The sequence below is a fragment of the Aquimarina agarivorans genome (assembly GCF_000218485.1).
Lineage (GTDB): Bacteria > Bacteroidota > Bacteroidia > Flavobacteriales > Flavobacteriaceae > Aquimarina > Aquimarina agarivorans.
Genome location: NZ_AFPB01000141.1, coordinates 24,408 through 40,606, shown reverse-complemented (window position 1 = coordinate 40,606; position 16,199 = coordinate 24,408). Strand labels below are relative to the sequence as shown.

Below are 16,199 nucleotides of genomic sequence, written 5' to 3'. Positions count from 1 at the left end.
ATTTAATTTAAAGCACTAAACAAAAAAGAATCTTTGGCATCAATGCTTACTAAAAATAATCTAAAATAAATTTAGGGTATTTAGTTTTTAAAGTGTCTTAGTTTCCAAATAATAAATATTTAAACTATGAAAAAGACCAACTTTTTAGTGTTATTACTTGCTTCACTTTATTTATTTTCTTGTAGTGAAGATGATAATGAAACCACGAGCTTGACCGATACCGAAAATGCTACTACAATAGATTGTTCAGTTGCTCAAAAAAAAGCATTTGGAATTAGAAATGACGTAAAATTAGAGACTATTGAAACCATAGCTGCAAACTTAGCACCGTATAATACTGCAGATTTCCCTGATTTTTCACCTGTAGTACAATTACAATTCCAATTAGGTAATTCAAGTTACGCAGCTTCAGGAACATTAATTTCACCTGAATGGGTTTTAACCGCTGCTCATATTTTTGCCAAAAAAAAGGAAGGTAAATTTACTTTAATTTCTCCTGAAACTGTAACCGCTACTTTTGGGAATGATCCCAATTCATCTTCAGCCAAATCCAAAATAGCTGAAATTAAAATTCATCCTGCTTATTTGGCAAAACACGATGATTATGATGATTATGACATGTGCCTAATTAAACTTTCGGCTCCGATAAATAATATCAACCCAGCCAAACTGTATTTTAACACTAAAAAACTAGAAAAAATGACCGCTTGGATTGCTGGATTTGGCCAATATAAAGCTTCACAAGGGCAAAATCCTGATCTGTTTGCAAAAAAGCATGCCTTTCAAAATGTTATTGACAAAGTACTTACTGACAGCATTACTACAGGCACCAACACATACAAAACCGTAGGGTTAGTTGTTGATTTTGACGATCCATGCGGAAAAAACAATACTTTAAATGATAACAAAATTTTTTCAGAAGCCTTAGCCCCAATAACAAGTAATGCCACTCCAACAAAGTACGAAGGCGTTATAGTTGAAGGTGACAGTGGAGGACCTATGCTGGCTAAAATAAATGACCAATGGCAAGTTGTCGGCATAAGCGCATATGAAGTTGTATTTATTGAAGGAAAACAATCAGATTACAGTACTGTAGCTATAAGTATAGGATTAAGTGCTTATCAAAACTGGATCGAGGAAAATATTAAAAATTAAATACTATTGACTCTCCAACATTTTAAATAAAAAAAAGAATGCTCAACTTTTTTTCTTCAGTTTGGAGCTGTACCTAAAATTAAGGTGATAGCTCCAAATATTTAAATAAATATTATAATTAGTAACAGCTCCCATAGTACACTCATTAATTAAAAACTTGGCTGTTTTTATTAAAACCAACCTCAATTAATTTAAATTTGCAGCATTCTCTTACAGCGAGTTTAATTTATGACGAAAAAAAAGCACATCGCCCAATTTTTAAAATGGAGGTATCGTCATATTTCAGATAAAAATTTAGTCTTTTTACTTAGTATTTTAGTTGGATTTTTAGCAGGCCTAGTTTCCGTGGTCCTTAAAAACATAACGCATTTTATACAGTCATTTGTAGAGCGTGATGATTTATTTTTAGGACAATCTCTTTATTTTATATTACCAATTGTAGGGTTGCTAATTGTTTTTACACTAAACAAGTATTTTTTTAAAAGATTTCCAAGGCACTCAGTACCTACTATTTTACATGCGCTTTCGCGAAGAAATGGCATCATAAAACGCGTAAAAATTTGGTATCCATTAATAATAGCTCCTATAACGGTAGGCTTTGGTGGATCAGTAGGCTTATTAGGTCCAGCCATATTATCAGGAGCTACTATAAGTTCCAATTTAAGTTCCTTATTCCATATTGATAGTAAAACACGAACCCTACTCTTTGGCTGTACAGCTGCAGCGGCAATTGCTGCCGTTTTTAATTCGCCAATTGCAGGAATAATTTTTGCTGTCGAAGTCTTAAGTTTGGACCTCACACTAACCTCACTACTCCCTTTACTACTTGCCTCGCTTTCAGGAGTAATTACCTCTTATTTATTTTTAGGTGATGAAGTCTTATTCCGATTTAATGTTGCCGACACATTTAAAATAAATGATCTGCCTTTTTATATATTTTTAGGCATAGGCACTGCGTTTACCTCAGTATATTTTACTAAAATGTATTTTGGAATTTTCAGATTGTTTAGCAAATTAAATAATAATTTTTACCGATTTGCCATTAGCGTAACTACCATTGGCTTACTCCTTTATTTTATTCCTCCTTTGTACGGGGAAGGATTAAGTTTTATTAATAGCTTACTCACTAACAACCACCTTGCCGCCTTAGGCAAAACTCCGTTTGATGATCATATTAATAATGTTTGGGTAGTAATCACTTTACTTTTTGGTATCACAGTATTTAAAGCCATAGCCATGACCTCTACCCTTGCCGCTGGGGGTGCTGGCGGAATTATTATACCCACCTTAGTTATGGGTAGTGCCTTAGGTACTATTGTTGCCAAATTAATCAATCATTTGGGACTTGGCTTTCATGTTTCCGAAAGTAATTTTACCCTAGTAGGCATGGCTGGTCTAATAGCAGGGGTATTGCATGCACCACTCACTGCCATTTTCTTAATTGCCGAAATTAGTGGTGGATACGAACTTTTTATTCCTTTAATGATTACCGTAACTATTTCTTTTTTGATCACAAAACACTTTATAGAGCATTCCATTTACACCCAAGAACTTGCTGAAAAAGGACAATTAATTACTCACAACAAAGATGAAATGGTGCTGCTACTAATGAAATTAGATCCAGTTATTGAAACCAATTTTGTAAGCATTAAGTCCGAAGCAACTTTGGGTGACCTAGTGCACAATGTAGTAGCTAAATCCACCCGAAATATATTCCCAGTAGTGGATAACGACTCTAAGCTTTTAGGCATCGTATTATTAGATGATATTAGGGACATTATGTTTGATCAAAGTTATTACAAAAATACTACAGTGCAAATGCTAATGAAACAAGTTCCTGAAATTATTACTTACGAAACTGACACCATGAAATCAGTGATGAAAAAGTTTCAAGATACAGGAGCTTGGAATTTGCCCGTAATAAAAAACGGCACCTATTACGGTTTTATTTCAAAATCTAAATTATTAACGGCTTACCGCCGAAAGTTGATTAGTTTTACTAGGTAAAAAATTAGATCATGAAATACATAGTTCGCATATTGGTCATTGCTGAAGTAATTGGATTAATCACTGGCTCTTATTTGATTAATAATAATCAAGAAATTTTGGGCAACAAGATCATTGGATTTAGCGCTCTGGGACTTGCCTTTGTAGTAATGCCTGTGTTTATCATCTATCGTTTCAGCAAAAGCGACAAAAGTAAATCCATATTTTCACCCACCGAAAAAAATGAAGAATTGGAAGATTTAATTAAAGGAGATAAAACTATTGATTAGGATATATTTTAGCCTAGTATATATGCTTTGAAATATACTAGGCTTTTTTATTATGAATATAAACTACACTGTTTATGCTTTTCAAAAAGACAATAGTTAACCTTCAACTTTATTGTTGAGTCATTACTATTTGGACATATTACCCCTGGTTAGCTAAATATTTAAATTAACATATTTTATTTATTAGAAATTACTTTTTTAAAGTAAAAAAGCATAAAACAATCACTAAAAATTGGTTATTTATTCATCTAATTTAAAGCAGATTTATTTCTGTTATTCTTTAATCAAGCTAAATACCTGTTCTGTAGTTTCATTTTTTAAGGTAACAATATAAAAACCGCTTGAAATAGTTTCCAAAGAAATCAATTCTGTCCCCTTTATTTCTTTTGTAAATAGTTTTTTACCTGATAAATCGTTAATACTTACCGTATAATCTGAATTAGTTATTCCTGAAAATGAAATACTTGATGCTGCCGGATTAGGAAACATGGTAATAGCATTTTTTTCATTTTCAAATTCTTCAACAGAAAGTGTATCACCTTCAACAACTTCAATACGTGATACGGATATATTTTTAACATCACCCTTGCTATTGGTAAACCGAACAAATATAAAATAGAATTCTCCATCAGTTAAATCAGCACTTGGCGTTATTCCATTTAAAGGAATTGAAACCGTAGCTGTTCCAGACTCAGTACCTATAGCAGTTTCATCAGTCACTACAATATCACTTATAACATTAAAATCTTTGTCTAAATGACGAAATAAGAACCGAATTCCTTGATCGGGTGATGAAGCAATTGTATTGCCTGTTCCCGCATGGTAATCTACACTAACATCCACATTACCATCAGCTGAATACGCCGTATTTTCGTATATTCTACGATCATCAAACATAAGACTGATTGCAAAAAATCTAGATACATTTATCGTTACTTCATCTTTAATTGAAGGATCCGACATTAAAGCCGCTGTCACTACAGCTGTACCATCAGCTACTGCTGTAATTATTCCGTTTGCATTTACTGTAACTACTGCTTCATCGCTACTTGTCCAAAGAATATCTTTATCATCGGCATCTGCTGGTTCAACTGTAGCTACTAACGTTCGGGTATTTCCTTCTACAATAGTAACTGTTTCCACATCTAATGTTATTGAAGTTGCTGCAATAGGAAAAAATGGAACTACACTTACAGTAGTACTTCCAAAAACAGAATTGTCTATTTTACTAGTTGCAGTAATTGTTGTGCTTTGCCCTTCTACAATCCCTGAAACTATTCCATTTTCATCTACCGTAGCTATGGTTTCATCAGCAGACGACCAGGTAACCTCTCGACTTGCAAAGGTTGGAATCACATCCAAATTCAATTGTGTTGTGCGTCCTTCTCTTACTTCTGCCATTGCTGGAGAAATTGTTATGGTTGTTGGCGCCACATCATCAGTATCAAAAAATTGATTCACAGCTTTATCATTAAACTCAGCAACTTCTCCGTTGCGCCAACGCACCATAATTTTTTCAATAACAGTGTCATTCCCTAAACCAAAATGAACAATATTTAACAAACTTTGCGAAAATACGGCTCCTCCAGAAGCGACACGTTTGTGTTGTTCTCCACTTGCTGTAGTTACTGTTACCTCAGCTGAAATAGGGTCTATATTTGAAACTGGCGAATACCCTACTTTTACTGTAGCAAAATTTCCATTATCATTCTTTTCATTGCGGTACAAGTACCAACTACCAAATTCATCATCACCATTTAAAATATCTACATCACCATCATTATCATAATCAAAGGCTTGCCCCATATCCCCATGACTAATTACCCCTCTAACGTTTGCGTTGTGGTGTGTCGTTATTTCAAAACCATTTCCTGTGTTTAGTAATAAATAATCTGACCTTCTACTTTTTAAATAGGCGTACCTGTGCACCAGAATATCTTGCAATCCATCATTATTAAAATCTGCGGTAATTGCACCAGTATGGCTCCCGCCTTTAGGTATATTCCATGAATCCGACACGTCTACAAATCCATTTCCTGTTGCTATATCATTCCTTAAAAGTATATCCTGCGTATTTCTGTTAGCTACAGCTGGTGAAGTATTAATTATTTCACTAACACCCTCTAAGGAAAAAGCGATGTTAAAAAATATATTTCCATTTCGTACTGTTTCGAACCGCCAACTATTCCCGCCTACATAACCAATATAAATACCATTTTCGGTTCTTTCAGATGCTTCTGGAAATCCGCTGGCATTATCCTGTGTGATGATGAGCTGCCTATCTGCTTTTGAAGCGCCTTCCAAGTCATTTTCAATTGATGCCACAATATTTTCGGTTTTAGCACTTCCTAAAAATATCGGATATGGGTCTTTAAATCCATTTCGTCCTAACAAATCCAAATCGTAAAACTTTAAGTCAGCCTCCGCTTGGAAGTCTATCGAAAACGTACCAGCGCTCCCCGAAGTTTTGGCGTCTAAAATTGTAGTAGTAGGTTCAAAATCAATTGAATTACGGTCGGAAATTGCAAAAACCCCTAATCCCCCTGCAATGTATAAATCAAGATCTCCATCATTATCAATATCCAAATGCGTAGCAGCAAGATTGTTAAAACGATTCCTGATTTGACCTACTAAAGGACTGGAAGCCGGAAGCCACTCTGTAGACATATCAGTAAATGAAAAATCGCCATTCCCTTTCCATACAGTTAACGGTCCGATCATTAAAACATCATCAATATGATCGTTATTCAGATCTGTAATCAGAACCCTTTCCGCAGTAGCATCTTCCAATCCTGGTACCGCTATTGGTATAAATTTAGGGTTCTCTTTATCCCCATTATTTGCATAAAACACATGACGGGTTACATCAGGATTAGAAGGTGTCGCATTAAAAAAAGCCAAATCCAAATCTCCATCTAAATCAAAATCAACCCACCTTGGCGAGCGCCCTCTTCCTGCTAAAGTAACTCCTGTAGCATCCGGACTGCTTTGAATAAGAGTTCCTCCTTCATTAGTATAAATAATTGGAGGTGTTGGGTTAGTACCATTTCCTCCACCATTGGATATGGCTATATCTAAATCCCCGTCATTGTCATAATCACCAGCTGCTGAACCGTGCAAATCATGTAATCTAAATTGCGAAAGCTGTTGCCCTCTGGTCACATTACCATCACCATTATTGGTGTATACTACGTTAGGCGCAAACTCATGTGCATTATGATTGTTTAATACAAAGTCATAATCATTATCATTATCGATATCCGCAATGGATGGCCCTCCGTACTTAATGCTTTGTGGCTCATTCAATCCTATAGTTTCGCTTACGTTAACAAATTCAGGAATTACAGTAGCAACAGCATCCTCAATTACCAGACTATTTAAAGTAACGGGGTTACTTCTAACAAAAAAATCCAAGGTTAAATCGCCACTAGCAGGTAAACTTACTATAAAATTTAACGTTTGCGGTATTCCTGAAGGTACATCCACATTATCTATCAAAATAGCATCCCCTACAGACATTCCTATATTAGCATAAGATCCATCAGCATCAACAGATAAAGTAATTTTTTTTAACAAATTCCCTGCTGCTGTATAATCTAAAGAAAACGTATCACCTATTAAAATTTCTTGTGGAGCATTAAGTAGTCCAAAATCTGCCGTAGTATTCTCATCAGTATCGGGGTCATCGACTAAAAATTCCGCCTGAATTTGACTTAATGATGTCGTTGGAGTGGTGTCCGTATTTAATTGCGAAGCTATGGTAGCAGTTTCGCCATCTACTAAAATACCATTACCAAAAAACAGCCATCCTAACTCGGAAATATTAAATTCCATAGTTTCGCTAGTAGCGGTAAACGGGTTTCGAGCAAAACCAGCAAACTGGTTGTTGCTTGAATTTCTCAACTGATTGAATAACAGATAACTATCTCCTACCACCAAATTAGTTAACTCAATGATAAAATCATTATCGGATGTTAATTGAGTTGGTGCTACTCCAGTTCCTATAGCTTCAGAATCAATAATTGTAGGTATTGATTTGTAAGCAATTTCCTGAGCGTGGCTTAATATTGAAATAAGACCTGCTAAAAACAATGTAATTCTTTTCATATAAATTATTTTGTGTTTTGTTTCTTACAAACTTAACCCACTATATCGTTTTCGATTACTACAAATTCGTAAAATTATAACACAAATGATTTTAAAGCCCTCAAAAAAACAACCATTAAAAAGTGAATCATTATTATTTTTCTCGATTTAATTTCCCTAAAAATTCATAACAACCTAATAATCAGAAGTCAAAAATATCATTCACTATAAATGATTAGTTGTAAACTATAATAATCAAAAAAAGCTACTGTTATAAAACAGTAGCTTTTTTATAAAATTATCAATTTAAAATCATAACCAACTAATACAAATACACCCGTAATCCCTTTACTATCTTTATAAAACAAAAAGCACCCCTAGTAAACCAACACCTCCTAAAACTAAGGTATAAGGCAACGCCATTTTTACCATTTTTCCGTAAGACAATCCAATTAATGGTGCTAAAGCAGAAGTTAGTAAAAATAAAAAGGCAGCTTGACCATTTGGTGTTGCCACACTAGGCAAATTGGTTCCTGTGTTAATCGCAATAGCCAGTTTTTCAAATTGGGCTCTGTCAATTACTCCTGATTCAAAGGCTTGTTTCACTTCGCCAATATAAACCGTGGCTACAAATACATTATCACTAATCATGGATAAAATTCCATTGGCCATATAAAACATGGATGGCTGTTGCGAAGGTTCTAACGATAACGCCCAGTCAATAATAGGTTTAAATAAATGCTGATCATGAATCATGGCTACTACTACAAAAAACACCACCAACAATCCTGTAAAAGGAAGTGCTTCTTCAAAAGCTTTACCTAGTTGATGTTCTTCAATAATACCCGTAAATGCAGTTTGAAATATAATTAATGCCAAACCAATAAAACCAACAGGTGCCACATGCGTAGCCAATCCTATGATTAACAAAACAGCTGCAATAGCTTGTACTTGCAAAGCATATTTTTGATTAGGAGTTCTCTTATTATCCTCTTCAATAGTATAATTTTCAATAATTTTTCTTGCCACATCAGGCAGTTGATCTCCAAAACCAAAAGATTTTGTTGCTTCTAAAATAATAGTGGTTAAAATACCACAAAAAAGCACTGGAACTGTTACTGGAGCCATTCGTAAAAAGAATTCTATAAAATCCCAGCCCATTTTTTCGCCAATCAATAAATTTTGCGGCTCCCCAACTAACGTACATACACCTCCAAGTGCAGTACCTACCACACCGTGCATAATTAAACTACGTAAAAATCCTTTGAATTGCTCTAAAGTGTCTCCTCTTAACTCCTTACGATCTACTACTCCATCCTCATCGTAGTCTGAATCTACTTTTGAATGTATTTTATGATATACCCCATAAAAACCTATTGCAACACTAATTAGTACCGCAGTTACCGTTAATGCATCCAAAAAAGCTGATAATACTGCCGAAATAAACACAAATAGCACGGACAACACCGTTTTTGAGCGGATTTTAGTAAATACTTTACTAAAAATATACATCAATAACGGTTTCATAAAGTAGATCCCTGCTACCATAAAAACAAGTAACAGCACCACTTCTAAATTTTGAGCAACTTCATGATACGCATTATGGGGTGTAGTTAACTGTAATGCCAAAATTTGAATTGCCAACAATCCTCCAGATTGTAAAGGATAGCAGTTAAGAGCCATGGCTAAAGTAAAAATAAACTCTCCAATAAATAACCACGAAACAATCACATGAGCCGTGTGTGCGTCCATAAAAGTAGGAAGCAAAAAATATAAAAGCATATTAATTACTAAAAAGCTTAGCATGGTAAACTTAAACCACTTGGGGCTATTACCTAAAAAATTTTGTAACATCAGTTTTTCAATTAAGTTAGATCACAAATATATGGAGGCTGTTAGTATAAAAAAATAACTAACACAAATTTATCTTTTTCGTAAAATTATTTACTTATTTGCGTTTTCTGTAAAAGTTTTCCATTCAAAATATGCTTCCTGATGAATGATTTTTACTTGCTCCTGTAACACTTGATAATACATTTATCTTATTCTGTAACCGTAAAACTCCCAATAAGCCAAAAATAAGCGCTTCTTTATACGCTATTAAATTCTTATCTGGCACTACTAATTCCACTGTGGTATATTTTTTTAGCTCTTGTAATAAAAATGTATTAAACACACCTCCCCCTGTTAATAAGGCTTTTTTATCACTTCCGTTAGAAGGCAAACCTAGGGCCGTTCCAATACACTGAGCAACATGCGCAGTAAAGGTGCGCAATTTATCTTCAACCGATATCTCAAAACTATCAATTAAAGGAATGACAACATTATTTACCCACTCAATACCTAAGGATTTTGGTGGCTTTATTTTATAAAAATCCAACGCATTTAATTGCAGTAATAATTCATCATTGACCGTACCTTTTTTTGCAAACGCGCCGTAAGCATCGTAAGGTTGCCCTAATTGCAGTGCATACTTGTTTAAAACCACGTTCACTGGACAAATATCAAACGCTATCCGTTCATTTCCTTTTTGAAATGAAATATTTGCAAAACCTCCAAAATTGACACAATAGGCATATTCTGGAAACAACAATTGATCCCCAATAGGCACCAAAGGAGCACCTTGCCCACCTAACTGCACATCAGCCACCCTAAAATCGCATACTATCTTTTGTTTTATAAGCGAAGCTAATTCGGGTAAATTCCCAATTTGTAACGTAATTCCTCGATCAGGCTGATGCAAAATGGTATGCCCGTGTGTGCACACAGCATCAATAGCGTGCAAGTTATTTTCATTAATAAAATGAAGGATCACTTCTGCCAAATAGGTGGTATACGCTATATCTAATTTTTTCAATTCCTTAGAAGAAAAACTGGATGCCACCCGCAACTGCTCCTCCCTTTTTTTTGAATAAGGGTAAGTTTTGCAACTACCAAGCTTAAATTTCCACTGCTCGGTATCCAAAAAAGTAATTTCTGCCAGGTCAATACCGTCTAACGATGTGCCAGACATGACACCTATAACTCGCACTGTTTTCATAATTTAAAAATACATTTTTGAAACAACTTTTCCGTAACTTTAAAAATATTCATATATTATGCATGCATAACAAAAAAACTTATAATGAATTTTGAATTGACCGAAGAGCATCAAATGATCCGTGATGCAGCCAGAGATTTTGCACAACAAGAACTTGAAAAAGGAGTGATTGAACGTGATACTAATCAAATTTTCCCTACTGAACAGATAAAAAAAATGGGCGAATTAGGCTTTATGGGCATGATGAATGATCCAAAATATGGCGGCGGCGGTATGGACACCTTATCCTATGTTATTGCCTTGGAGGAACTTTCCAAAATAGACGCTTCTGCCTCAGTAATTATGTCGGTAAACAACTCCTTAGTTTGCTTGGGATTGGATGAATACGGTACACACGAACAAAAGGAAATGTATTTAAGACCTTTAGTAACTGGTAAAAAACTAGGTGCCTTTGCGCTTTCGGAACCTGAAGCTGGTAGCGATGCTACTTCCCAAAAAACAACTGCTATTGAAAAAGAAGATCATTACTTGCTTAATGGTACAAAAAATTGGATTACCAATGGAGGGAGTGCCGATTATTACTTAGTTATTGCACAAACTCACCCCGATTTAAAACATAAAGGAATCAATGTTTTTATTGTTGAAAAAGGTTGGAAAGGTTTTGAAATTGGCCCTAAGGAAGATAAATTAGGCATCCGTAGTAGCGATACACATTCCCTTATTTTTAACGATGTGAAAGTTCCTAAAAAAAATAGAATTGCCGAAGATGGCTTTGGTTTTAAGTTTGCCATGAAAACCTTATCCGGCGGTAGAATTGGAATTGCTGCACAGGCGCTCGGCATTGCCCAAGGTGCTTACGAAAAAGCGTTAGCATATTCTAAAATCAGAAAAGCATTTGGCACCGAAATTTGTAACCATCAGGCGATTGCTTTTAAACTTGCTGATATGTATGCTCAAATTGAAGGTGCTCGATTATTGGTGTACAAATCAGCCATTGATAAAGATGCTGGTAAAGATTATGATTTGGCAAGTGCTACTGCAAAATTAGTTGCATCGCAAGCAGCAATGGATGTTACTATTGAGGCTGTACAAATACATGGAGGCAATGGCTATGTAAAAGAATACCACGTGGAACGCCTAATGCGCGATGCTAAAATTACTCAGATTTACGAAGGCACCAGCGAAATTCAAAAAATTGTGATTTCCAGAAAAATTTTAAAAGATTAAATTGTAATTTACTGATCAGAAGGTGCTATTCCATTAGACAGTGCCTCTATCTTTTAAACTAAAAAATAGTGCATATATGACACCAGACGAGTTGTATCAATTAAAATTTCCTATTGGCGAGTTTACACCTCCCGCTTACATTCCTACTAGTTTAATAAGTACTTGGATTGCAATTATTGAAGAATTTCCTAATGACCTAAAAATTGCAACAAGTAACCTAAGTTTAACCCAAAAAAACTGGAAATACCGCCCGGGCGGCTGGAGTTTAAAACAAATAGTACACCATTGTGCCGACAGTCATGTTAACGCTTTTATACGTTTTAAATTAAGCCTTACCGAAAATACTCCTACCATTCGCCCTTATTTTGAAGATAAATGGGCCGAAATGATTGACGGAAAGGATGACGATTTGAAAGATTCAATCGGACTAATTACAAGCCTGCATAGCAAGTGGAGCAAACTTCTTAAAAATTTAAAAAACTCAGACTACGAAAAAACATACGTGCACCCCGAATACGGTAAAAGTTTTCAGCTAGATGAAGTCATTGGCACCTATGCATGGCATTGTCAACACCATTTAACACATATAAAATTAGCCTTGGATGCTGAAGGAAAGTATGATTGAGATGAAAATTTCACCCTGTTTTCAGTGAAAAATGAAGCGCCGTAATAGTATATAAAAAAAGCCACCTTTATAAAGATGGCTTAAATTGGTGGGCAATGAGGGATTCGAACCCCCGACCCCCTCGGTGTAAACGAGGTGCTCTGAACCAACTGAGCTAATTGCCCTAATTGTTTTTTTAACTGAAAGAGAGTTGTGGGCAATGAGGGATTCGAACCCCCGACCCCCTCGGTGTAAACGAGGTGCTCTGAACCAACTGAGCTAATTGCCCTTTCTTTAGTTACTCCTAAGATAAAATCCTAGGCGGGTGCAAATATATAACTCTTTTATGGATTTAGACTCTTTTTTTTGAAAAAAAACTAAAGAATTTCTGCCACCACAAAAGTACTTCCCCCTATAAAAATCATATCCTTAGCACTTGCTGCATATTTTGCTGCATCAAACGCCTGCTTTACAGATGCATAACATTGCCCATATAATTTATAAGGAAAAGCGCACTCCATCAACTCTTTTTCGGGCAACCCCCTTAAATTATCTGGTTTTGTAAAATAATAAACTGCATTTTTAGGTAGTAAGGGCAATATACGCTCCAAATTTTTATCCTTAACTACTCCAAAAACCATATGCAATTGTTGTTTTGGCTGCCTGTCTATTTGTTGAACCACTAAGTGTAAGCCTTCGTAATTATGTGCCGTATCGCATACAGTAAGTGGCAATGCATTAAGTACCTGCCACCTCCCTAATAAACCTGTATTTTTTACAACCGAAAGCAATCCTTTTTCAATTGCATCATTATGTATTTCCCAACCTCCAATGTTGAGTAGCTCCAATGCTTTTAAAGCAGTTTTAGCATTTTCTTTTTGATAATCTCCTAATAAATCGGTGTTGTAAGGACTTGCCTTTTCCTTTTCAGCGTAATGTACCGTAGTATTTTTAGATGCTGCTACTTTTTCAAAAACTTTTTTGGTTTCAGGAACAGAATGCCCTATGACAACAGGAATCCCTTCCTTAATAATACCTGCTTTTTCAGTAGCTATTTTTTCCAGGGTATCCCCTAAAAACTGGGTATGATCCAAACCAATATTAGTAATGACAGCAACCTCAGGCACAATAATGTTAGTAGAATCCAAACGCCCTCCTAAGCCAACTTCTATTACTGCTATATCCACTTGTTCCGTTGCAAAATATTCAAAGGCGATGCCTACGGTCATTTCAAAAAAGGACAATTGATTCTTCTTAAAAAAAGGCTTATTCGTATTCACAAAATCACGAACCGCTTCTTCGGAAATCATTTTACCATTAATTTTTATTCGCTCCCTAAAGTCCTTTAAGTGAGGCGAAGTATATAAGCCTACTTTGCAACCTGCCTGTTGGAGTACTGAGGCTAACATGTGGCTGGTAGATCCTTTTCCATTAGTTCCTCCTATATGGATTGACTTAAACTTATGCTGCGGTGCATTTAAATGATCACAAAGTCTTTTAATATTTGACAAATCAGCTTTATAAGCAACTTTTCCTTGTTTTTGGTACATGGGAAGTTGCACAAAAAGCCAATCAATTGCCTCCTGATATGACATCATTATTCCGAAAGTTTGAAGGTATACACAATACTTCCCGTTTGCTTGGAAGGTGCTTTTTCGTCACTGTTAAATCGAGTTTTCAAAGCCGCTTCTTTAGCTGGCTTCATCAAACACGGAGCTGTATTGGTAGTTCCTTTAATACCTGGATAAGCTTGTATTACTTTACCTGATTGGTCTACCACAATTTTAACTACCACAGTTCCAGTTTCATTACACACTGGTATTTTTTTCTCTTTATTTAAGGCTTTTCTTCCGCCTAAGCGATAATTACCATCGCCATCTAACCCTTTTCCGTTACCGTAATACGCTTTAGCATTGGGATCGCCATCTGGGTTTCCTTTATCACCTCCTGTGGCATCATCACCCTCACCTCCTTTAGCTTTTCCTTCTTTTTTTGGTCCATTTAAAAAACTATCTAAGGCACTTTTGGTACTCGCATCAGGTTTTTTCTCTACGGGTTTAGGTTTTTCCTTTTTGACGGGCTTGGTTGCTTCCTTTTCTTCTTTTTTTGCTTGGTTGTCTTCCTTAGGAATTTCTTTCTCCGCTTCCTCCTTCTTCTTTTCATCCTTTACTACAGGTGCATCAGCGTCGTCCTGTGTAACCACCTCTTCAATTTCAGAAGCTTCCTCTGATGTTGCTTCTTCTGACACTGCTTCTTCTTCCTCCACAGGCGTTACCTCCTCTGCTGGTGCTGTTTGTACTGGCTCAGTGGGTTGAATGCGCCCACTACCTAAATCAGTTGTTCCAAAATTAACCGCAATTCCCTGTTCTTCTGCCGGATCTAAATATGTCATCCCAAAAAAGAACATAATCAATAGCAATAACGCATGCAATAACACAGTAATAAGTAGTGATTTCTTTTTATGTGGCGTATCTAGCATTGGTATTTATTGGTTATTGTTTAATAGCTTTTGGCTGATGGCTCTTAGCTTCTTACTTCTAATTTCTAACTACTGTCTCCTGACTAATATGTTTTGTGTTTTACACTAGGCAATCACTATTATTTATTCTGGTTTTACGGCTAATACTATTTTGTATTTATGCCTGTTGGCTATATCCATTACTTTAACAGCCTTTTCAATAGGCACCCCTTCTTCGGCTCGCAATATAATAGTAGGATTTTCAACAGTTTTTAAACTATTTACCAATGTGTTTTCTAATCCTTTTTCGCTTACGCGTTTGCTATTTACAAAAAATTGCTTTTTATTATTGATGCTTACCGATAGGTTTTGAACATTCGTTGTTTTTCCTTTTGCTTTTGGCAGAATTAAATCCAGAGCCTCTGGCGTAATTGCTGGTGAGGTCAGCAAAAAAAACACCAACAACAAGAATACAATATCTGTCATGGATGACATACTAAACTCGGGACTTACTTTATTTCTTCCTCTTAAATTCATAAGATATCAATTTAAACAGGTTCATTCAATAAATCCAAAAAGTCAACTGCAGTAGCTTCCATTTGGTGCACCACTTTATCCGTTTTTACCACCAAATGGTTGTAACCAATATACGCAATAATTCCTACAATAAGTCCAGCAACGGTTGTTGTCATTGCGGTGTAAATACCTTCAGCCAAATTCCCCATATCTGCCTGCCCACTACTTGTTGCCAATTGGTGGAATGCCAACACCATACCTATTACCGTACCCAAAAAGCCAATCATTGGTGCAGCCCCAGCAACGGTAGCCAAAATACTTACGTTTTTTTCTAATTTATAAACCTCAAGTCTACCTGCGTTTTCAATAGCCGTATTGATATCTTCCAATGGACTTCCAATACGGGAAATCCCTTTTTCAGTGAGTCTAGAAACGGGTGTTGACGTTTCTCTACATAATGATTTAGCCTCATCGGTATTTCCCAAACTTACATATTCTTTAATGCGCCCCATGAATCCCTCGTCATACTTTGATGCGGATTTGATGGCAAATAAACGCTCAAAATAAATATAAACCGCAACAAATAGAAGCACAAATAAAATACCAATGACAATCATACCAGCAACACCTCCGCTGATTAATAAATCTATAATTGATAGTGTTTTTTCCTGAGAAACTTCATCACTAGCAACTTCCTGCACTAAACTATTTAACATAATGGTGTTTAAATTTTAATTCAACTATTATTTCTGCGCTAAGCATTATTATTTAACTTTAAATATAACGCATTTTGATTTTTTAAATTACAATTTTGTAGGATAAAATTAGCGCGTGCTA

12 protein-coding genes and 2 tRNA genes are annotated in these 16,199 nt (G+C 35.6%); 5 read left to right on the top strand and 9 right to left on the bottom strand.

Going from position 1 to position 16,199, the window contains the following annotated elements; translation table 11 throughout:
- Positions 1 to 126 precede the first annotated feature (126 nt).
- The 3 genes from GMC_RS0108545 to GMC_RS0108535 all read left to right on the top strand — a co-directional run bounded on the left by GMC_RS0108545 (position 127) and on the right by GMC_RS0108535 (position 3,431).
- The gene (locus GMC_RS0108545) at positions 127 to 1,155 is read left to right on the top strand and encodes a S1 family peptidase (protein WP_010521729.1); all 1,029 of its coding nucleotides are present in this window, start codon (positions 127 to 129) and stop codon (positions 1,153 to 1,155) included.
- A 228-nt stretch (positions 1,156 to 1,383) separates the two neighbouring features.
- Positions 1,384 to 3,162, top strand: a complete 1,779-nt coding sequence (locus GMC_RS0108540; RefSeq protein ID WP_010521728.1) for a chloride channel protein — start codon at positions 1,384 to 1,386, stop codon at positions 3,160 to 3,162.
- A gap of 11 nt (positions 3,163 to 3,173) precedes the next feature.
- On the top strand, positions 3,174 to 3,431 hold the full coding sequence (locus GMC_RS0108535) for a hypothetical protein (RefSeq protein ID WP_010521727.1): 258 nt from the start codon (positions 3,174 to 3,176) through the stop codon (positions 3,429 to 3,431).
- Between the two features lie 273 nt (positions 3,432 to 3,704).
- On the opposite strand, the gene GMC_RS0108530 is transcribed toward GMC_RS0108535, so the two are convergent.
- The 3 genes from GMC_RS0108530 to GMC_RS0108520 all read right to left on the bottom strand — a co-directional run bounded on the left by GMC_RS0108530 (position 3,705) and on the right by GMC_RS0108520 (position 10,557).
- Positions 3,705 to 7,538: an Ig-like domain-containing protein gene (locus GMC_RS0108530; protein WP_010521726.1), complete on the bottom strand. Its 3,834-nt coding sequence runs from the start codon at positions 7,536 to 7,538 to the stop codon at positions 3,705 to 3,707.
- A gap of 336 nt (positions 7,539 to 7,874) precedes the next feature.
- Positions 7,875 to 9,371, bottom strand: a complete 1,497-nt coding sequence (nhaB, locus tag GMC_RS0108525; RefSeq protein ID WP_010521725.1) for a sodium/proton antiporter NhaB — start codon at positions 9,369 to 9,371, stop codon at positions 7,875 to 7,877.
- 124 nt (positions 9,372 to 9,495) lie between these two features.
- Positions 9,496 to 10,557 carry an anhydro-N-acetylmuramic acid kinase gene (locus tag GMC_RS0108520; RefSeq protein WP_010521724.1) on the bottom strand — a complete coding sequence of 354 codons (1,062 nt, stop codon included), beginning with the start codon at positions 10,555 to 10,557 and terminating at the stop codon, positions 9,496 to 9,498.
- 84 nt (positions 10,558 to 10,641) lie between these two features.
- Here GMC_RS0108520 and GMC_RS0108515 point away from each other — a divergent pair, with 84 nt between their 5' ends.
- Positions 10,642 to 11,784 (top strand): acyl-CoA dehydrogenase family protein, encoded by a 1,143-nt coding sequence (locus GMC_RS0108515; RefSeq protein WP_010521723.1) that lies wholly within the window; start codon positions 10,642 to 10,644, stop codon positions 11,782 to 11,784.
- 76 nt (positions 11,785 to 11,860) lie between these two features.
- Positions 11,861 to 12,409 carry a YfiT family bacillithiol transferase gene (locus GMC_RS0108510; protein ID WP_010521722.1) on the top strand — a complete coding sequence of 183 codons (549 nt, stop codon included), beginning with the start codon at positions 11,861 to 11,863 and terminating at the stop codon, positions 12,407 to 12,409.
- Between the two features lie 86 nt (positions 12,410 to 12,495).
- Here GMC_RS0108510 and GMC_RS0108505 read toward each other — a convergent pair.
- The 6 genes from GMC_RS0108505 to GMC_RS0108480 all read right to left on the bottom strand — a co-directional run bounded on the left by GMC_RS0108505 (position 12,496) and on the right by GMC_RS0108480 (position 16,078).
- Positions 12,496 to 12,573: transfer RNA gene (locus GMC_RS0108505), tRNA-Val, on the bottom strand.
- A 29-nt stretch (positions 12,574 to 12,602) separates the two neighbouring features.
- A tRNA-Val gene (locus GMC_RS0108500) sits at positions 12,603 to 12,677 on the bottom strand.
- Between the two features lie 88 nt (positions 12,678 to 12,765).
- On the bottom strand, positions 12,766 to 13,983 hold the full coding sequence (locus tag GMC_RS0108495) for a bifunctional folylpolyglutamate synthase/dihydrofolate synthase (protein WP_029489681.1): 1,218 nt from the start codon (positions 13,981 to 13,983) through the stop codon (positions 12,766 to 12,768).
- Positions 13,984 to 13,985: 2 nt separating this feature from the next.
- Positions 13,986 to 14,867, bottom strand: a complete 882-nt coding sequence (locus GMC_RS0108490; protein WP_010521720.1) for a hypothetical protein — start codon at positions 14,865 to 14,867, stop codon at positions 13,986 to 13,988.
- 123 nt (positions 14,868 to 14,990) lie between these two features.
- Positions 14,991 to 15,383, bottom strand: coding sequence for an ExbD/TolR family protein (locus GMC_RS0108485; RefSeq protein WP_010521719.1), 393 nt, complete (start codon positions 15,381 to 15,383; stop codon positions 14,991 to 14,993).
- 11 nt (positions 15,384 to 15,394) lie between these two features.
- Positions 15,395 to 16,078: a MotA/TolQ/ExbB proton channel family protein gene (locus tag GMC_RS0108480; RefSeq protein ID WP_010521718.1), complete on the bottom strand. Its 684-nt coding sequence runs from the start codon at positions 16,076 to 16,078 to the stop codon at positions 15,395 to 15,397.
- Positions 16,079 to 16,199: the final 121 nt, after the last annotated feature.